The sequence below is a fragment of the Aerococcus sp. BD502 genome, from assembly GCF_057919555.1.
Genome location: NZ_CP147972.1, coordinates 368969 through 389017, shown reverse-complemented (window position 1 = coordinate 389017; position 20049 = coordinate 368969). Strand labels below are relative to the sequence as shown.

Genomic DNA, 20049 nt, shown 5'->3' with positions numbered 1-20049 from the left:
TGCATGGCAAACTTTTTACGACGGTTATTTGATAATGATCGTAAGGAATTAAAGAAATTTAGAAAACAAGCAAAAAAAGTCGAAAAACTTGGCGATAAGTATGCCGAGTATAGCGATGAGCAGTTGCGCGAAAAAACGGCAGCCTTTCGTGAGCGACTGGCTGCTGGGGAAACGTTAGAGGATATTTTGGTGGAAGCTTTTGCGACCGTGCGGGAAGGCGCCCGGCGCGTTTTAGGCTTATATCCTTTCCCAGTTCAGATTATGGGGGGCTTGGCCCTGCATTACGGGAACATTGCGGAGATGAAAACAGGGGAAGGGAAGACCCTAACTGAAACGATGCCTGTCTACCTCAATGCCTTATCTGGTAAAGGGGTCCACGTGGTGACGGTTAACGAGTACCTGGCCAAACGGGACTCCATCGATATGGGGGAACTCTTCCGCTTCCTTGGCTTAACAGTAGGTTTAAATACGAACGATATGGACGCTGATGCCAAGCGTCAAGCCTATAATTGTGATGTGACATATTCTACGAACAACGAGTTAGGCTTCGACTACCTGCGTGATAACATGGTGGTCTACAAGGAACAAATGGTGCAAAGGCCGCTTCACTATGCGATCGTCGACGAGGTTGACTCGATTTTAATTGATGAAGCGAGAACGCCTTTGATTATTTCAGGCCAAGCCGAAGAATCGACAGCTCTCTACCAACGGGCGGATTACTTTGTGAAAAGCTTGACCGAAGACGAAGACTATACCATTGATGTCACCTCCAAAACTATCGCCTTGACAGAAGAAGGGATGGAGAAAGCTGAAGAGGTTTTCCACCTAGATAACTTATATGACGTGGAAAATGGCCGGCTCATCCACCACATCGATATTGCCTTGCGGGCCAATTACATCATGCTTCGCGATATTGATTATGTGGTTCAAGATGGGGAAGTTAAAATCGTCGACGGTTTTACGGGTCGGATTATGGAAGGCCGCCGTTACTCTGATGGCTTGCACCAAGGGATTGAAGCTAAGGAAAATGTCGAGATTCAAAATGAGTCCAAAACTATGGCGACAATTACCTTCCAAAACTATTTCCGCATGTACGATAAATTAGCTGGTATGACGGGGACGGCTAAGACGGAAGAGGAAGAATTCCGGGAAATTTACAACATGAATGTTATTCAGATTCCAACGAACCGCCCGGTGATTCGTATTGATGCGCCGGATATTATTTACCCGAATTTGAAGTCTAAATTTGAGGCGGTCGCTGATGATATCGAAGAGCGTTACTATAACGGCCAGCCGGTTCTGGTCGGGACGGTAGCGGTGGAAACGTCAGAATTAATTTCCCGCCTCCTGCAAAAACGAAACATTCCCCACAGCATTCTTAACGCCAAAAACCATGCCAAGGAGGCTGATATTGTCGCTCAAGCTGGCCAGCAGGGTTCGGTCACGATTGCGACCAACATGGCTGGTCGGGGGACAGATATTAAGTTAGGCCCAGCGGTTAAGGAGGCTGGTGGCTTAGCTGTTATCGGGACAGAACGCCATGAATCCCGCCGTATCGACGACCAGTTGCGTGGTCGTTCCGGCCGCCAAGGGGATCCCGGCTACTCGCGTTTCTATTTATCTTTAGAGGATGATTTGATGCGTCGCTTTGGTTCTGACCGCGTGAAAGCTTTATGGGAGAGCCTTAATATGGATGATGAAGGCGAGGACATGGCTATTGAAAGCCGGATGCTCTCTAAGCAGGTCGAATCGGCGCAAAAACGCGTCGAAGGGAATAACTACGACACCCGGAAGAACGTCTTGGAGTATGACGAAGTGATGCGCGAGCAACGGGAAATTATCTACGCCCAACGCCAACAAATTATCGAAGAGACCGAAAACCTTGATGATATTGTTTGGCGGATGGTCGAACGAACCATTAAGCGCCAGGTTGAAACCTATACCCTTGGTGAAAAACCACAATGGAATTTAGAGGCTATTCTTGAATTTGCTCAAACAGCCCTCTTGCATGAAGAAGCTATTCATATGGGCGACTTAGAAGGTAAAACGCCAAAGGAAATGATTAGCTTGCTGACGGATCTTGCAGCTGAACGTTTTCAAGATAAATTGGAAATGATCAATAATCCGGACATGTTGCTAGAATTTGAGAAGGTCATTATTCTAAGGGCTGTGGATACGCGCTGGACTGACCATATTGACGCCATGGATCAATTGCGTCAAGGGGTGGGGCTAAGAGCCTATGCACAAAATAATCCGCTGGTTGAATATCAAACAGAAGGCTACGACCGTTTCAATGAGATGGTGGCCGGGATTGAATATGATACCACCATTCTCTTCATGAATTCCCAAATTAGGCAAAACCTTGAGCGCCAGCAAGTATAGTAGTGTATGATGGAACCAGGAACCTCAGGGGGCCTGGTTTTCTTTTTCTTTAAAGCGAGCAAAAGGAATTTTTTAAGCCTAGGAGAATGTGAACGCCCTTTAAAATGGCTTGCCTAGCGGCTTCACGATATCCTGGCTTTACTCTGAGCTTTTCCTTGACAGGCGTTGTCTGCCTGTTTAAATTTATTTATAATAAGAGTAGAAAGGGTGTGAGATTGATGGAACACCATGAAATCAAACAACAACTCACGGAAAACCGTCAGCAAATCGAAAGCTTTAGGGGGTCTCTTTGACCTGGAGAAATTAGAGGCTGATATTGCCAGTAACGAAGAGGCAATGCTGGCTCCTGATTTTTGGTCAGACCACGAACGCGCCGAACGTTTGGTGCGTTTAAATAAACAGCTGAAAGATAAATGTCAGACCCTTTACGACTTAACCGAAGAATTAGAGAATTTAGAAGCCTTGGCGGAATTAGTGGAGGAAGAGCCGGCAGAGAAGGACTTGGCGGAGGAATTGGACCAACGCCTTAAGAAACTTGCTGAGCGCCTGCAGCACTATGAAACGCAAATGCTTTTAAGCGATGAGTATGATGAGATGGATGCCTTCTTAGAAATTCATCCTGGCGCCGGGGGTACGGAGTCCCAAGACTGGGCCAGCATGCTCCTTCGTATGTATGAGCGCTTTTGTGCCCGACATGGTTTCAAGGTCGAGTTTATTGACTACCAAGCGGGTGAAGAAGCCGGCCTTAAAACCGTCTCCCTTAAGGTCAAAGGGCCAGATGCTTATGGTTTATTGAAATCTGAGCAGGGAATTCATCGCTTGGTCCGCCTGTCGCCTTTCGATACGAATAACCGCCGCCACACGTCCTTTGCCTCAGTGGAGGTTATGCCGGCGATTGACCAGCAGGAAAATATTGAAATTAATGAAGATGATATTCAGATGGATGTCTTTCGAGCCAGTGGGGCAGGTGGCCAGCACGTCAATAAAACGAATTCTGCCGTCCGCCTCACTCACATACCGACGGGCACGGTGGCCGCTTCCCAGAGCCAGCGCTCGCAAATTCATAACCGTGAAACGGCCATGCAAATTTTAAAAGCGAAATTAGCGCAATTGCTGCGCGAAAAAAATGCCCAGGAACTCGAAGAAATCCGCGGGGAGAAATCAGAAATCGCCTGGGGCTCACAAATTCGTTCTTATGTCTTTCACCCCTATCATTTGGTCAAGGACCACCGCACTAACTATGAAATTGCGGATGTTGACCGCGTGATGGATGGAGAAATCGATGATTTTATTGACGCATACTTAAAAGACCAACTCGATGATTAAAGGAGAGGTAGTAGTGGAGAAAGTCTTGGTTGTTGACGATGAGGCTCATATTCGCCGTTTGTTGGAAATTAATCTAAGTCAGGAAGGCTATACCGTGGTGGGGGCTGCTGATGGTGAAGAAGGCTACCAGCTCGCTCTTCAAGAAGATTTTGCCTTTATTATTTTGGATTTGATGCTCCCTAAAATTTCTGGCATGGATGTGTGCCGGAAACTGCGGCAGGCTAAAATTAAGACGCCGATTTTAATGTTAACGGCGAAAGATAATCAAATTGAAAAAATTATTGGCCTGGAATTAGGGGCCGATGACTACATGACCAAGCCTTTCAGCGTGCGCGAGTTATTGGCACGCATGCGGGCGATCAGCCGGCGCTTAGGGCAAATGGAAGAAGAGCAGCATGCGCAAGCTGAAGTCCCCACCCATAAAACCTCTGAGGTTGAAAGCCCTAAATTGCAAGTGGGCGAGATTACCCTGGATCTCGAAGCTTTTAGCGTGCGGGTACGGGGCCAGGAAGTCACGATGACGCCTAAGGAGTTTGCCCTATTGGCTTATATGATGAAACGGCCCAACCGGACGCTCTCCCGCGAGCAATTGCTCGAGCAGGTATGGGATTTTGCCTATGCGGGGGAAACGCGTTTAGTGGATGTTCATATCAGCCATTTACGGGAAAAAATTGAAGAAGATGCCAAGCACCCGGCCTATATTCAAACGGTGCGGGGCTTTGGCTATAAATTGACGGAGCCCGAACGATGAAGAAATTAATCCGCCGCCTTACCATCGTCTTTAGCCTGCTTTTTGTTTTTTTGGCTTTATTTTTAACCAACCAAAACTCTCAACGCTTGGCGGACGAGACGATTAATAATCAGCAAGAAGAATTAGCCGCTAAAGCCGAGCGCCTGTCCCATGAATTTGGGGTGGCCAGTAAGGCGGTAACCGACGGGCGCTTGACGCCCAAGCAAGAGACCGTTTTGGACTGGTCCCTCTCCCAGCAGGAGCGTGGGCTTTTACTGGGAGCCCAGGGCGAGCATCTCTGGCGCTTTGGGCAAAATAAGGAAGATTTCCAGAATAACCAAGCGACACTCTTGCAGCAGGCGGAAAAGCAGGCCCCTGTTTTTGCCGTGCAAAATGTTGACGGCGGCCATCGAGATGTCCTACAGGCCTTAGTGCCCTTAAAGGCAGCGGACGGACAGACTAGGGCTTTTATTTTACTGGAGCGCGATTCCTGGCAGCCCGTGAGTGTCTGGCAAGCTTTAAATCGCCAACTCATCTTGAGCTTCCTAGGTGTTTTAGTGCTTGTGGGCCTAGTTTACTATTGGGGCCAGCGGGGCTATCATAAGCACCTAGTGACCTTGCACCAGCACCTTGCTAACTTGCAGGCGGGTGAAGATATGAAGCCAGAATTTTCCAACACCTGGCCAGAATTGACGGAATTAGATGTTCATATCCACCAATTATCGGGACAATTACGAATTCAGAGGCAGATTGCTGATGCTGAAGGCCAGCGTTTACATGTCATGCTTAATCACTTGGTGGAAGGGGTAATGCTAGTTAATAGTGAGCGGCAAATTGAATTGAGTAATCAGGCGCTCTTAAATATTCTGGGCTTGGATATTTTGACCTATCGCGTTAATGTTGAGGCCTTAAAGCAGCCCCACCTGGCAAGCTTAATTGACCAATGCCTGCAAAATCAAGAAAGCCACCAGGAAGAGTGGCATTTGGACTTGGGTGAGCCTAAAATTATACAAGTCCAGATTGAATATTTGCCAGCCCGCCTCCTGGCCGATCGTTTGCAAGGGCAAGCTCTGGTCTTACTTTACGACGTGACGGCGATCCAACATTTGGAGAAGGTGCGTCAGGATTTCGTAGCCAATGCGTCCCATGAATTAAAAACACCCATTACCGTCATCCAAGGCTTTGCGGATACCCTCCGCGATGGAGGCTACCAGGAAGCGGAATTAACTCAGGAAATTTCGGGTATTATCAGTTCCGAATCTCATCGCTTAACTCATCTTCTGGAAGACATTCTTTCGCTGTCCCAGTTGGATAGCAAAAGCATCACATTGAAACAAGAAGAGATCCGGGTGCGGCCGGTTTGCGAATGGGTATTAAGCCAATACCAAAAAGCTGCGGAGGAGAAAGCGATCAATTTAGTTTTTGCTTTACCGGAAACCGATGATTTCGTTATTCGGGCCGTGCCAGGCCGTTTGGAGCAAATTTTGAGCAATCTAGTTTCTAACGCTTTGAAATATACCCCTAGAGGGGGAAAGGTGACGTTAGGCTATACTGTGCTTCCCGCACAGCACACCCTCCATTTGCAAGTGAAGGATACTGGGGTGGGCATTCCGAGTGAGGATTTGCCGCGTATTTTTGAGCGTTTTTATCGAGTCAGTAAGGATCGCAGTACGGATAGTGGGGGGACAGGCCTAGGTCTCGCTATTGTTAAAAATATTGTCCAGCAGATGGACGGGCGTTTGGATGTCGATAGTCGTTTTGGACACGGAAGTACTTTCCATGTTTACCTTCCCTTTAAATAAATAGGCACCTAGCCGTGTAAAGTTGGGTTAGTGATACCGCTAACCCTGATAAATCAAGCACGAGCTAGGTGCTTTTTACATTCCCTTTACATTGCTTTAACAATAAGGGGAAACTTTACAATCTTTCAGGCTTTAAATTAATAGTCTTTGCCTATGATATGGGTAGCACCAGGAAAGAGTGCCAATATGGCAAGATGGAAAGGATGAGTCTGATGCAAATCAATTGGAAAAAAATCGCACTTATTTTAGGAGCAAGCTTTAGCTTAGCCGCCTGCGGCAGTCAAGGTGGGGGCCAATCGGCCAGTTCTGGAGAGGCCGCTAAGCCTGAAGAACCTAAGCAAGAAGAAAGCCAAGCTAGCGGTGATAAAGCCGGCGCCGATGAATTAATCCAAGTTATCAGCCGGGAAGAGGGTTCCGGGACTCGGGACGCCTTCACCGAAATTACTAAAGTCAAAGACGGCGACACCGATAGCACGGTTGATACGGCTGATATCCAAAACAGTACGGATGCGGTCATGACCACTGTTGCTGGGGACCCACAAGCCGTTGGTTATATTTCTTTGGGTTCCTTAAACGATACGGTTAAGGCCGTTAAAGTTGATGGCGTTGAAGCGACAGAAGAAAACATTACCAATGACAGCTACAAATTAGCTCGTCCCTTCAATATTGTTCACAAGGGCGATTTAGAGGGAGCGGTAGCCGACTTCCGTGATTTCATCTTCTCCAAAGAAGGCCAAGACATTGTTGCCAAAGAAGGCTATGTCGCTGTTGACCAAGACGCCAAGCCATTTGAAGGGGACAAGGAAGCTTCCGGGCAAATTCAAATTGCTGGTTCGACTTCGGTTGGGCCTTTGATGGAAAAACTGAAGGAAGCATACGAAGAAGTGAACCCTGAAGTGCAAATTACCATTACCGAAAACGGCTCGGGTGCTGGGGTGCAAGCCGCCATTGATGGCACAGCCGACTTGGGCATGGCCTCCCGCGAACTCAAAGACGATGAAAAAGAATTAACTGGCGAAGCCATTGCCCGGGACGGTATTGCAGTTATTGTTAACAAGGATAATGATAAGGAAGAAATTTCCTTAGACGATCTCAAAGCCATCTTTACCGGTGAAAAAACCTCTTGGGGCGAGCTTGGTGAATAAGCTTCCTCAAAACGGAATAGAAAGTTCTCGGGTCGTTAGTAAAAGGTGAGGGAAACATGACCAATGAGTATTTAGAAAAAGGCATGAAAGGAGTTTTCTTCTTTTGTGCCGCTGTATCAGTGATTGCATTAGGGGCCATTTGCTACTTCATTTTCTCACGGAGCTGGCCTTTCCTACAAGAGTATGGGCTAGGCTCCTTCCTATTCGGTACAAAGTGGGCTGCCACTAATGGAGTTTTCGGGCTCGCACCGATGCTAGTGGGGAGCTTTTATGTCACCTTGCTTGCCCTACTTCTCGGTGCCCCTACAGGAATTTTTACTGCCGTCTTTCTCGTGTTTTACTGTCCAAAACGACTCTATACCTTTCTTAAACCTGCCATCAATTTGATGGCAGGCATTCCTTCGATTATCTACGGTTACTTTGGTTTAGTCGTTTTAGTGCCACTTATTCGCGATTTTGGTCGGCAAACCTTACGGATTCCTACGAGTGGGATGAGTGTGCTAACGGCAAGTTTAGTCTTAGGAATGATGATACTCCCGACGATTGTTACCATGTCAGAGTCAGCTTTAAGGGCAGTGCCAAAACCCTATTATGAAGGAGCTGTTGCCTTGGGAGCGACCCATGATGAAGCCGCTTATCGCATTGTGCTACCCGCTGCCCATTCGGGCGTGTTTTCTTCAATTATTCTCGGCCTAGGCCGGGCAGTTGGGGAGACGATGGCTGTGATTATGGTCGCGGGGAATGCCGCTATTTTCCCAAAAAATCTGCTTAGTGGGACCCGGACATTAACGTCTAACATTATGCTTGAGATGGCTTATGCGGCTGGCAAACACCGCGATGCCTTGATTGCAACGGGAGCAACCTTATTCGTGATCATTCTTGTTTTAAATGCGGTCTTAGTTTTTGTTAAGGGACGAGGTGAGCGGGTATGAGTCGTTCCAAAATTCTCCGTTTCTGTACTTATATCTTTGCCAGCATTAGCTTTGCCTTCTTAGCTTGGCTGGTGCTCTACATTTTATTCTATGGAACACCTTACCTTTCCTGGAAGTTGTTCGAGCTGCCTTATTCGAGTCAAAATGTGTCCATGATGCCTGCCATCATCACGACTGTCGAATTGGTGGCCTTGACCTTACTCATTGCTGTTCCTTTGGGCGTGTTCGCAGGCTTCTACCTGGTTGAATACGCGGGCAAGAATAATCGCTGGGTGAAAATTTTCCGCCTGGCGACATCAACTTTAGCTGGGGTGCCGTCGATTGTTTTTGGCTTATTTGGGATGCTGGCCTTTGTCATTACGGCCCATATGCAATATTCCTTATTGGCAGGTGTTTTGACCTTAACGATTATGATTTTGCCCTTGATTATTCGAAATACTGAAGAAGCTCTAATTGCGGTGGATCCGCGCTTGCGACAGGCAAGTTTTGGCTTAGGAGCTGGAAAATTACGAACGATTTTCCGCGTAATCCTGCCCGTGGCTATGCCCGGTATTCTTTCCGGTATTATTCTAGGGATTGGACGAATTGTCGGGGAGACTGCAGCACTAATGTATACCTTAGGGACAGCCCCCTCAATACCTAAGCACGTACTCAGTCAAGGACGGTCTTTGGCCTTGCACATGTACATTCTATCCACTGAAGGCTTACACCGTAATGAAGCGATGGCCACTGGCGTCATCTTACTGATTGTGATTTTAATCGTCAATGCAGTATCGTCATGGTTAGCCAACAAAATGCGCACAATAGGAGGAAATTAAATGTTAGCCCAAGAAGTTGTCATGGAAGCTGAAGATGTTTCACTATATTATGGAGATTTCCAAGCTCTAGAACATATTGATATGAAAATTTTCAAAAATAAAATTACCGCCCTCATTGGCCCCTCCGGTTCAGGGAAATCGACCTTCTTAAAAACATTAAACCGGATGAATGACTTGGTCGAAGACTGCCGCATCACAGGGAAAATTTACTTCCAAGATCGGGATACCTACGATAATGAGCAAACCGATATCAATAAATTACGCCGGGAAGTGGGCATGGTCTTCCAACAGCCCAATCCTTTCCCCATGAGCATTTATGACAATATTGCTTTTGGACCGCGTACCCATGGCCATCCTAGTAAGGATGAATTAACGGAATTAGTAGAAACCTCGCTTAAAAAAGTAGGTATTTGGGACGAAGTGAAGGATAAATTAAAATCCAATGCGATTGCCCTCTCTGGCGGCCAGCAGCAAAGGGTCTGTATTGCCCGCGCATTAGCGGTGAAACCTGATGTGCTCCTCATGGACGAGCCTACTTCAGCCCTAGACCCTATTTCGACGGCTAAAATTGAAACACTGGTTCGTGAATTAGCTGAAAATTATACGATTGTTATCGTGACCCATAATATGCAGCAAGCGGCTCGCTTATCCGACTACACGGCTTTTTTCTATGCGGATCCTGCAAAAAAGACGGGCAGTTCAGAAGTTATTGAATTTGATCATACGAAAACACTCTTCACCAATCCCCATCTCAATCAGACCAAAGCCTATATCGAAGGGCAATTCGGTTAAAACTTTCGGTCCCCAAACTCCCCACCGCAAAAAACGGTGGGGTTTTTTATTGGCTTTCTTTTAGCAGCTGGAGCAGACTTTGGTATAATGGAACAGAAGTTCGTTAGGAAGCGAGCCGTTGAAAAGCTAGTGGCTGGGCAAGTTCTTAGGCACTTGCTTTGTTAGCACGCTACTTTTAAGTTATGATAAACATCTTAATCGATAGAAAAAATTGAAATTAGAATGGGGAGTGGCAGTATGCTCCGAGAAATCAAAGTGCATGGGGCACGTTCTCATAATTTAAAAAATATTGATGTAACAATTCCAAGAGACGAATTTGTGGTGATTACCGGCCTGTCCGGCTCGGGGAAGAGTTCCTTGGCCTTTGACACCTTGTATGCGGAAGGCCAGCGGCGTTATATGGAAAGCTTGTCCGCTTTCGCCCGGCAGTTTTTAGGCAATACCAAAAAGGCCGATGTGGATAGTATTGAAGGCTTGAGCCCGGCCATTTCTATTGATCAAAAGACGACAAATCGAAACCCACGCTCGACCGTTGGCACGATTACGGAAATTAACGACTATCTCCGCCTGCTCTATGCCCGGGTCGGGACACCGATTTGCCCGAATGATGGCACCAAAATTCAAAGCCAGTCGATTGACCAAATGCTCGACCGCTTGGAAGCCTTGCCGGAGCGGACGAAATGCCAACTTCTTGCTCCGGTCGTTTACGGCAAAAAAGGCCAGCACAAGCGCATGCTCCAAAGCATTCAAAAGCAAGGCTTTGTACGGGTGATCATTGATGGGGAGATGTACGATATTGATGATCTGCCTGAATTAGAAAAAAATAAAAAGCATGATATTAATATTGTCGTGGACCGCTTGGTGATTAAGCCGGGCATTCGGGCACGCATGGCTGATTCCTTGGAGACGGCCCTAAAATTGACGGATGGCTATGCCCTCTGTGATGTTATTGGGGGTGAGGAAATTCTCTTCTCCGAGCATTATGCCTGCCCGCTTTGTGGTTTTACGGTTGGGGAAATTGAACCGCGTTTGTTCTCCTTTAACGCTCCCTTTGGCCGTTGCCCAGAATGTGACGGTTTGGGACGGAAGTTAGAGGTGGACGTGGATCTGGTCGTCCCTGATAAAAATAAAAGTCTCAGAGCAGGGGCCTTGGCACCTTGGGATTCCAATTGGAGCGCTTATTATCCTACTCTGTTGAAGCAGGCAGCTCAGGCCTTCGAGGTACCGATGGATCAGCCTTTCAAAGACTTAACAGCCGACCAACAGCACTTAATACTTTATGGCTCAGAGGGTCAGAAATTTCACTTCCATTATGAGAATGAATTTGGCAAGGTGCAAGATCGCATGCTGGCCTTTGAGGGCGTGATTCCTAATGTGACCCGCCGCTATCAAAAATCAACCAGCAATATGGTGCGGGAACGCATGCGGGAATATATGACCGAATTGCCTTGTGAGGCCTGCCATGGGAAACGTTTGAACCCTCAAGCCTTAGCCGTAAAAATAGCCGGCCATGACATTGCGGAAATGACGCAAAAACCTATCCAAAACACTTTGAAATTTATTGATAACTTAGACTTATCTGAGCAGGATACGGAGATTGCAAAACCCATTCTCGAAGAATTACATGCCCGGCTTGGCTTTTTGGAAGAAGTGGGCTTGGATTACCTGACCCTCGAACGCTCGGCGGGCACCCTTTCCGGCGGTGAAGCCCAGCGGATTCGCTTGGCTACGCAAATTGGTTCGAATTTATCCGGCATTATGTATGTCCTCGATGAGCCTTCGATCGGCTTGCACCAGCGGGACAATGCGCGCTTGTTAAGATCCTTAGAGCGCATGCGTGACTTAGGAAATACCTTGATTGTGGTCGAGCACGATGAGGAAACGATGTGGACAGCTGATCATTTGATTGATATGGGCCCAGGAGCGGGTGACCACGGTGGCGAAATTATTGCCAGTGGCACGCCCAATGAAGTGGCGCAAAATCCTAAATCCTTAACCGGCCAATACTTATCCGGTAAAAAATCGATCTCGATTCCCAAAAAACGACGGACGGCGGAAACCGATTGGTTGCATGTTAAGGGGGCGCGTGAAAACAATCTGAAAAATATTGCTGTTGATATTCCGCTCGGACGCTTGGTCCTGGTGACGGGCGTATCAGGATCGGGCAAGAGCTCCTTGGTGAATGAAATTGTGAAGAAAACACTGGCCCGCGATTTAAATGGGGCCCGGGAACATCCGGGAAAAGTTGCCGAAGTGACGGGTCATGAGCACTTGGATAAAATTATTGATATTGATCAAAGCCCGATTGGCCGCACGCCCCGCAGTAATCCGGCGACGTATACCAGTGTCTTCAATGATATTCGCGAACTTTTTGCCATGACGAATGAGGCCAAATTACGCGGCTATGAAAAAGGCCGCTTCAGCTTCAACGTGAAGGGCGGCCGCTGTGAGGCCTGCAAGGGGGATGGCATTATTAAGGTAGAGATGCACTTCCTGCCGGACGTGTATGTGCCTTGTGAAGTGTGCCACGGGACCCGCTATAATCAAGAAACCTTAGAAGTCACTTATAAGGGCAAAAATATTGCGGAAGTCTTGGATATGCGTATTGAAGAAGCGCTGGACTTCTTCGATGCTGTGCCTAAAATTAAGCGAAAGTTGCAAACTATCGTGGATGTGGGCCTAGGCTACGTGACGCTGGGCCAATCAGCGCCTAGCTTGTCCGGTGGCGAAGCCCAGCGAATGAAATTGGCCTCAGAACTACAACGTGTGGCCACCGGCAATACGATCTATATCCTTGATGAACCGACCACCGGCTTGCATTCGGAAGACATTAAACGCCTGTTAAAAGTATTAAATCGCCTCGTGGAGAGTGGTAATACGGTCGTGGTGATTGAACACAATCTGGATGTCATTAAAACAGCCGACTATATTATTGACCTGGGACCAGAAGGCGGGGATGGCGGTGGTGAAGTGGTTGCTACGGGCACGCCTGAAGAAGTCGCCCAAGTCAAGGGCAGCCACACCGGCCGTTACCTGCGCGCGCTATTAGCAGAGCAATAGGAGGTGGCTTGTGAAGATCATTCATACGGCAGATTGGCATATTGGAAAAATTTTAAATGAACGGTCCTTGCTAGAAGAGCAAGGGCCGATGTTGCATGCTTGGGTCGATGAAGTGAAAAAAATAGCCCCTGATGCCATTATTATGGCGGGCGACCTCTATGATCGCAGCCTGCCAAGCCAGGAGGCAGTGCATTTAGTCCATCAAATTTTAAAACGCTTGGCCTTAGAAGTTGCCTGCCCGACTTTGATGATCAGTGGCAATCATGATAGTGGCCAGCGCTTGGCTTACTTGCAGGAATTACTGGCACATTTTGACTTATATATTGAAGGCCTGCCCAGGCAGCAAGTGAAGCGAGTGACGGTTAAAGAAGCCGATATTTACCTCTTCCCCTATACGGATTATGGGCCCTTAAAGGCCCTCTACCCCGAAGAAGATATCCACTCCTTGCCGGCCGGGGTGGCCGCCCAGCTGGCGACGTGCCGGGAGCTTTGGCGGCCTGAACGTTTAAATTTGGCCGTTTTCCATGGCTATGTGACCCGGCATGATCTCTTAGCTCAGGAAGCAGGGGAGGATTTAGTTTATTCTGAGCAGGCTCGTCCCCTAACGATTGGCACCCAGCCCTATATTCCGAGTGCTTATTTTGCTGATTTTTCTTATGTGGCGCTGGGCCACTTGCACCAATGCCAGCAAGTTGGCCATGCCCCCATGTACTATAGCGGCTCGCCTTTCTCTTATTCCAAGGCCGAAGCCGGCCAAAGGAAAGTCTACTTGGAGGTCGACTTAGAGCACGACGGAGTCACCGTGAAAAAACATCCTTTTCCTGCCAAGCGCACGGTGAAAATCGCACGCGGTAGCTTTAAGGAATTGCTGGCCCAAGGGAGTGACGACTACGTGTATTTGGAATTGACGGACGAAAAGCCTGTGCACGAAGCCATGGCCCGTCTGCTTGTGGCTTATCCTAGGGCTTTGAGTTTAAGCTATGTGCAATTGGCTAGGGAGCGTGAACAGGTGGCCCTGCACTCGAAAGAATGCTTAGCCAAGCTCTCCCAGGAAAGCCTATTCCAGCGCTTCTACCAGGAAATGACGGCGCAAGAACTGACGGCCTACCAAGAAAAATTAGTGCGTCAAGCTTTCCAAGCCGCTCGAGAGGAGGCAAAATAATGCGTCCCCTTCATTTAACCTTGCAGGCTTTTGGACCTTTCAAAGAGGAATGCCACTTAGATTTCTCACCTTTTCAAGAAGCGGGGCTTTTTCTATTAACCGGACCGACGGGAGCGGGGAAAACGAGCTTATTTGATGCCATGGTTTTTGCCTTGTACGGCAAAACAAGTGGCCAAGCCCGCCAGGAAAGTGAAGTGAAGTCACAGTTTGCTTTGGCCATGACGCGCTGCTTTGTGGAATTAACCTTCCAAATCGCAGCCGAAGAATGGACCATTCGCCGTGAACCCAAGCAGTGGGCTGCCAGCCAGGATGGCAGCCGCTTGATTCAGCGGCCCGCCCAGGTGTATTTGACGAATGGCCAGGAAACCTATCAAAAAATTACGGAAGCCAATGCAAAAATTGAAGCCTTGGTCGGCTTGGATGCCCGCCAATTTTGCCAAATTGTGATGCTGCCCCAAGGCGAATTCAAACGCTTATTAGAGGCTTCCAGTAAGGAAAAAGAAGGCATTTTCCGGCAAATCTTCCACACGGAAAATTTAAAGGCCTTCCAAGAGCATCTGCAAGCCAAGCAAAGTAGCTTAAAGAAGGCTTTAGATCAGACTTTCCATCAGTTAAAACATGATGAAGAGCGCCTCGCCGCTTATTTTCCTACCGATGCGCTTGAAAAGGACTTACCCCTTTTAAAACAGGGGGAACGCCATCTCGCTATAAAAAGGGCGGCTGTGGAAAAGCTCAGCCAGCAGGAGAAAGCTTTAACGAAAGACTTGCAAGGCCATGAACAGGCCGAACGCCTCTTGTCCCAGTTGGACCAGGCCAAGCAGGAATGGCAGCAGTACCAACGGCAGGACCATGATACCAAGGATCTGCGCGCGGAGGTAGAAGCCTTTCAGGCCAGTCGGACGGTGCAAAATCAACTCGACCAAGAGGCCACACTCACCCAAAAAATCGCCAAGCAGCAGGCAGCCTTGAAACAGGGGGAATTAGAGCAGGCCCGTTGGCAAAAGGAAGAGGCCCAATTTAAGGCCGCGCTCTCCACTTGGCAGCCGCAAATTGAAGCCTTGCCCAAAAAACGCCAGGAGCAGGAAAACTTAGGGCGGGCTTTAGAACAAGTGGAAAATTACCTTGCTGATCAAAAAAGCTGCCAGACCTGGCAGGACAAAGCCCAGAAAAAAGGGGAAGAGCTTGCCGCCGCTAAAAAGCAAGCTGACCAGTTGAGTCAAAACCTCACCGCCCTAAAGGGAAAATTAGCTCAATTACCCGAAGAGCGGGAGTTACAAGCAAAAATTCAAGCGGCCAAAGAAATTTACCGGGAGCAGCAAGCGGCAGCCCAACGTTTTAATGAGCAGTATGACAACTATCAGGCCTTAAATGAAGATAAAAAGGCCGTAGAAGAGCAGTTAGCGCAGGCTTTAGCAGCTTGGGAGACTTTGGAGGAACGTTACCGTGAAGCTAGTCAGCTCTACCGGAAAAATATGGCCTATCAATTGGCGCTAGACCTCAAGGAGGCAGAGCCTTGCCCGGTCTGTGGCAGTCGAACGCATCCCGCCAAAGCCCAAGCCCAAGAGGAAGAACTGAGCCAGGAAGCCTTGGAAGCTTTAGCCCAGCAAGTTGAAGCGGCCCGGGTAAAATTATTTACGGCCCAGCAGGAAGGGGAAAGCCTGGCCGCAGACCTAGCCCGCCTAGAGGAGATTTTTGCGGTAGAAGAAGCGGCCCCTACTTGGGCAGAGGCGGCCCAATATTACCGGCAGGAAGAAGCTGCTGGGGCCGCCCAAGTTGACCATTGGCAAGAAAAAGCTGCCGCCTGCCAACAGCAAGCCAAGCTTTGGCAGGAAGAAATGGAAAAGCAAGCAAAAAGTTTACAGCAGGTCGAAATTTCCCAAGCTCGTTTAAAAGAAGCCCACCGGCATGATAAAGCCGAAGCCCAGCGCCTAGAAGAAAGCTTGGCAGAAAGAGCCCAATCCTTGGCTCATAGGGATGCCGCGGCTCTCAAAAAGCAACGCGAAGACTTAAAAGTGAGCATTCAAAAGCTAGAGCAAAAAGCTGCCGACTTACAGGCCACAAAACAAAAATTAGGCGAAGAAAAGGCGCGGCTGGAGGAGAACCATAAGCACTTGGAGCGGCAAGTGGAAGAATTAGAGGCAGAAGAAGAAGAGCTAGTTCTCCACGTTCAAGCCGAGCTCAGCCGCCTAAACTTGTCTAAAGCAGACGTACAAGCCCTGAGCGAGAAGGAAAAAACTCTTGAGGAAGCCGCGGGAAAATTGAGGCAATTAGATCAAAATCTTTACGCGGCTAAGCAAAAGCTCTCGGAATTCACCGCTGCCAAATTGGATCAAGCCCTCACGGCAGACCGTGAAACCTATGCTAAGGAGGCAGAAAACACGCGGGAAAAATTGGCAGCCGTTCGCGAGCAGCGTGAAGGGGAAAAAGCTTGCACCGTCAATCTCAAAGCCCGCCTGACGGACTATGCCTCCAGCCTAAAAGCGTATGAACAAGACGGTCAGCATTATGGCGAACTTGAATTACTCGCGCAAGTGGCCAATGGCAATCGCCGCGAACTCACCCGCCTATCCTTTGAACGTTATGTACTAGGCTATTATTTTGAAGACGTCGTTAATCGGGCGAACACCCGCCTGGCGGTGATGACGGACGGCCGCTACCAATTCCAACGTGATCTGCGCCAAGAAGGGGCTAGTGCTCAAGGCCTCGACTTATCGGTGATGGATTACTATACGGGCCATAGCCGGCATGTCCGTACGCTCTCTGGTGGCGAGAGTTTTAAGGCTTCGTTGGCCCTAGCTTTAGGGCTCAGTGATGTCATTCAAGAAGAAGCTGGTGGGGTCAATATTGAGACCCTCTTCATCGATGAAGGTTTTGGGAGCTTAGACCAGGAATCCCTAGAACAAGCCCTCAAAGTCCTCCTCGACTTGCAAGCTCGCAGTGGGCGCCTGATCGGCTTGATTTCCCACGTTGACCAATTAAAACAGGCCTTACCCCTCCATCTCACCGTCTTGCCTGGCCCTGATGGCTCACGCTTGGCGCCGCTTTCCTCCTAACAAGGAAAGATACATCCTAAGGCCTATGACAAATGCCGGTTAAAGCTTGATAATAGAGTCATAAGGAGGCGATGGTCGTGGCATTTGAGAAATCACGCATCATGGAATTGGTAGAACAAGGTTTACTCACCACTGAAGAAGCACTCGTCTTACTCGAAAATCAAAGCAAAAAAGCCGGCGCAGAGGAAGCCGCTGGCAGCCAGCTATCAGATGAAGACGCTGATGTTTTAGCTGACTTTTTCACGGAACAAGGTGATCAAAAAGCAGCCTTAGAAATCAAGCAAAAACACTATGAAGCCGAGCAAAAAGCCATTCAGGAAAAATTAGGCAAGCTGCAGCTAGAGATGGATGAGACCATTCTAACGGAAGGCAAAGATAGTGAGGTTTTTGCGAAGCTCACCGAAAAACAGGAAGCTCTTCAAGAACGCTACCGGGAATTGGCCACGGAATTAGCCTTACTCAAGCAGGCAGCGGCCCAGCCGCGCGGCGCAGTCGAAAACTCCGCTAGCAATAAAGCGATGGCGAAGGAAATCGGCCGTCTTGCCATTCAATTGGTACGAGAGAAATTAAAGCAGGAGCCCGACCCAGCGAGAGTGAAGCAGCTTGAAAGCCAAATTGCTGAGTTAAAGGATAAAATTCACAAGGAGAATGCAGTTGAAGGAGACGATGACCGAGTCATTATTGATCTGGATGATGATGAGGCAGAGGATTTAGAAAACGAGGAAGCCACGGGGAATATTTTTTCGGAAATGTTCGCTGACTTTGACGGCGAGGAATGGCGCAATGATCGCGTTGGCTGGCAAGAGGCCATCAAGATTACCGGGCAGAAAATTAAAAATATGCTCAAAGGCACCATCCAGGTGAAAACTGATAAAAATGGCCTGCACGTTAATTTAGTGGATCAAAATTTTGCCGAAACTTACCGCTATCCAGATACGGATATTTCTGTTGTGAGGTTAAAATTAAATCGCGGCGATGTGCGCGTCAGCACTTGGGATCGGCCAGATATCGAACTGAATCTAAGCGGCCAAGTCTACGGGCGCTATCAAAATCGCAATGCCAGGGAGACGCTTGAGAAGCGTAGTGTGCTTCTTGCCGATGAGGAGAGCTTGCGTTTTGAAGCCAAGAGTCATTTCATCTATTGTGATATAGAGCTAAAAGTTCCTGAAAATACTTTGGATTACTTAAGCATCGAAACGCAATTAGGTGATTTGGAAGTTCAAGGCGTCACTTTCCAAGATGCCTATGTCAAAACCATGACCGGGGATATCAACCTCGAACAGGTGAGCGGCCAGAACTTGGAAATGCAAACGAAGACTGGGGATATTCGCCTTACTCATGGCGACTTGAAAGAACTCTCGATAAACAGCATGACGGGCGATATTAAATTGCTGCAGTCCCAAGCTGAAACCTTGCATAGTCAATTGACAACAGGCGATTTTCGATGGGTAGGGACAGTGAAAAATATTACCGTCACCGGCCAGCATGGTGATATTTTTGCTACCATCCGGAATGCCGATGTGCGCGAGGCAAATTTCCAATCTCGGCTGGGAGATGTTAAAATTAATGTACCGAGCGATACTGCGGTGGCTGGCCTTGCTACTACTCATACGGGGGAAATTTTGTTCCGCCATCCGAAATTAGCAATCACCAGCTATCCGACGAGTCAAGGCAAACATGTCAAGCAATTTTCTTGCGGTTTAGAACGAGATAAGCTTGATTTAAATATTGAAACCAGCCATGGTGACATTTGGTTCAAGGCAGATGCCTAGAAATGGAGGAGATTCGATGGCTAAAAAATTAACACGTTCCACCACCGATTCACGGATGGGTGGCGTCTTGGGAGGTTTGGGTAATTACTTCAATGTTTCGTCGACCCTACTGCGAATTATCTTTCTGATAATATTCTTTTATAATCCTTTGGTTTTTGTGATCTACCTCATTTTAATGGGGATTTTGCCTACAGATCGCGATGTTAGAGAAGAGGAATTTCAGAAAAAATATCGTCCTCATCCCAAGGGGCACGGCCACATTCGAGAAGCCGAAAAGGTAGAGGATGATGATCATGATTGGATGGACTTTTAATGGTTCGTTGGTTGGTTAACACCATTTTACAAGCGATAGGTCTCTTATTAATTGCCCATGTCCTAGAGCCTAACTTCTATATCGCCAGCCCTTGGGTAGCCTTACTCGCTGCTGTCGTTATTCGCTTCGTGTTTCGCTTCATCCGGCCCATTCTGTCCCTGATTACTTTGCCCTTACAAATCATAACGCTCGGCCTCTTCCGCTTATTGCTTAACGGCCTACTGTTTTACTTTGCCAGTAGCCTACTTGGCCCTAAATTTTTCCTGGCCAGTTTTGGCACTGCCGTGATTGCTTCAATGCTCTACAGTATTTACCAGTGGTTCTCCGAGCGATTAACCGGGGACATCGGCCTATATCGCGAAGATCATTACTATTAAATTTAAAAGCCAAGCCTGCCTTGGCTTTTTTGCTATTACAGAGAAAAGCACCCAACAAACCCCACAAGTCAAAACATTGAGTCCTCAAAAACCCTATGGTAAAATATTGTCAAAGGTAGTGAAATTTGATCAGCAGTCAAAATCACTGGAAACAAATACTGTAGAGACGGCGTAGCTCGGTCTCAAACGTAGTTAGGCTCAGACCTAGAAGGAGGCGTGCGTTATGCACTAAAGCCAGAACCGCACTGAAAGTGCGAACCTGCCTTTATGACATAACGTCCTCCTTCTTGGACGGTCTTCACACCCTTATTTTGTTGAAGTGGAAGTCCAGACTGCCTGGCCGAACTAGACTTAAAAGTCGCCCGTTACTAGGACATATCACCAA

At 48.0% G+C, this 20049-nt stretch carries 14 protein-coding genes; all 14 read left to right on the top strand.

What is annotated here, in order from left to right:
• Positions 1 to 3: 3 nt before the first annotated feature.
• Positions 4 to 2382 (top strand): preprotein translocase subunit SecA, encoded by a 2379-nt coding sequence (gene secA, locus WF803_RS01880; RefSeq protein WP_489611438.1) that lies wholly within the window; start codon positions 4 to 6, stop codon positions 2380 to 2382.
• 218 nt (positions 2383 to 2600) lie between these two features.
• Positions 2601 to 3708 (top strand): peptide chain release factor 2 gene (gene prfB / locus WF803_RS01875; RefSeq protein ID WP_489611437.1). Its coding sequence is split into 2 segments (ribosomal slippage): positions 2601 to 2672 and positions 2674 to 3708, totalling 1107 coding nucleotides; the frame shifts between segments, so codons are not numbered across the junction.
• A 13-nt stretch (positions 3709 to 3721) separates the two neighbouring features.
• Positions 3722 to 4459 (top strand): response regulator transcription factor, encoded by a 738-nt coding sequence (locus tag WF803_RS01870; RefSeq protein ID WP_489611436.1) that lies wholly within the window; start codon positions 3722 to 3724, stop codon positions 4457 to 4459.
• Complete coding sequence (locus WF803_RS01865; RefSeq protein WP_489611435.1) at positions 4456 to 6240, top strand: sensor histidine kinase; 1785 nt, start codon at positions 4456 to 4458, stop codon at positions 6238 to 6240. Before WF803_RS01870 ends, WF803_RS01865 begins: the two co-directional genes overlap by 4 nt.
• A gap of 212 nt (positions 6241 to 6452) precedes the next feature.
• The gene (locus WF803_RS01860; RefSeq protein WP_489611434.1) at positions 6453 to 7385 is read left to right on the top strand and encodes a substrate-binding domain-containing protein; all 933 of its coding nucleotides are present in this window, start codon (positions 6453 to 6455) and stop codon (positions 7383 to 7385) included.
• Positions 7386 to 7441: 56 nt separating this feature from the next.
• Entirely contained in the window at positions 7442 to 8317 is an 876-nt protein-coding gene (gene pstC / locus WF803_RS01855; protein ID WP_489611433.1) for a phosphate ABC transporter permease subunit PstC, read from the top strand.
• Positions 8314 to 9135 (top strand): phosphate ABC transporter permease PstA, encoded by an 822-nt coding sequence (pstA, locus tag WF803_RS01850; protein ID WP_489611432.1) that lies wholly within the window; start codon positions 8314 to 8316, stop codon positions 9133 to 9135. The genes pstC and pstA overlap by 4 nt, the downstream gene beginning before the upstream one ends.
• Entirely contained in the window at positions 9136 to 9927 is a 792-nt protein-coding gene (gene pstB, locus WF803_RS01845) for a phosphate ABC transporter ATP-binding protein PstB (protein ID WP_489611431.1), read from the top strand.
• 237 nt (positions 9928 to 10164) lie between these two features.
• A complete protein-coding gene (gene uvrA, locus WF803_RS01840; protein ID WP_489611430.1) occupies positions 10165 to 12987 on the top strand; it encodes an excinuclease ABC subunit UvrA in 2823 nt (940 codons plus the stop codon).
• Between the two features lie 10 nt (positions 12988 to 12997).
• Positions 12998 to 14149 carry an exonuclease SbcCD subunit D gene (locus WF803_RS01835; RefSeq protein ID WP_489611429.1) on the top strand — a complete coding sequence of 384 codons (1152 nt, stop codon included), beginning with the start codon at positions 12998 to 13000 and terminating at the stop codon, positions 14147 to 14149.
• The gene (locus WF803_RS01830) at positions 14149 to 17202 is read left to right on the top strand and encodes an AAA family ATPase (RefSeq protein WP_489611428.1); all 3054 of its coding nucleotides are present in this window, start codon (positions 14149 to 14151) and stop codon (positions 17200 to 17202) included. Before WF803_RS01835 ends, WF803_RS01830 begins: the two co-directional genes overlap by 1 nt.
• Positions 17203 to 17279: 77 nt before the next feature.
• Entirely contained in the window at positions 17280 to 18974 is a 1695-nt protein-coding gene (locus WF803_RS01825) for a DUF4097 family beta strand repeat-containing protein (RefSeq protein WP_489611427.1), read from the top strand.
• Positions 18975 to 18990: 16 nt separating this feature from the next.
• Complete coding sequence (locus WF803_RS01820; RefSeq protein ID WP_489611426.1) at positions 18991 to 19287, top strand: PspC domain-containing protein; 297 nt, start codon at positions 18991 to 18993, stop codon at positions 19285 to 19287.
• A complete protein-coding gene (locus WF803_RS01815) occupies positions 19272 to 19664 on the top strand; it encodes a phage holin family protein (RefSeq protein ID WP_489611425.1) in 393 nt (130 codons plus the stop codon). Before WF803_RS01820 ends, WF803_RS01815 begins: the two co-directional genes overlap by 16 nt.
• The last annotated feature ends 385 nt before the right edge of the window (positions 19665 to 20049 follow it).

Coding starts and splice junctions, on each gene's coding strand:
- WF803_RS01830 (WP_489611428.1), top strand. CDS start 14,149: ATGCGTCCCCTTCATTTAACCTTGCAGGCTTTTGGACCTTTCAAAGAG.
- WF803_RS01860 (WP_489611434.1), top strand. CDS start 6,453: ATGCAAATCAATTGGAAAAAAATCGCACTTATTTTAGGAGCAAGCTTT.
- pstC (WP_489611433.1), top strand. CDS start 7,442: ATGACCAATGAGTATTTAGAAAAAGGCATGAAAGGAGTTTTCTTCTTT.
- pstA (WP_489611432.1), top strand. CDS start 8,314: ATGAGTCGTTCCAAAATTCTCCGTTTCTGTACTTATATCTTTGCCAGC.
- secA (WP_489611438.1), top strand. CDS start 4: ATGGCAAACTTTTTACGACGGTTATTTGATAATGATCGTAAGGAATTA.
- uvrA (WP_489611430.1), top strand. CDS start 10,165: ATGCTCCGAGAAATCAAAGTGCATGGGGCACGTTCTCATAATTTAAAA.
- pstB (WP_489611431.1), top strand. CDS start 9,136: ATGTTAGCCCAAGAAGTTGTCATGGAAGCTGAAGATGTTTCACTATAT.
- WF803_RS01820 (WP_489611426.1), top strand. CDS start 18,991: ATGGCTAAAAAATTAACACGTTCCACCACCGATTCACGGATGGGTGGC.
- WF803_RS01865 (WP_489611435.1), top strand. CDS start 4,456: ATGAAGAAATTAATCCGCCGCCTTACCATCGTCTTTAGCCTGCTTTTT.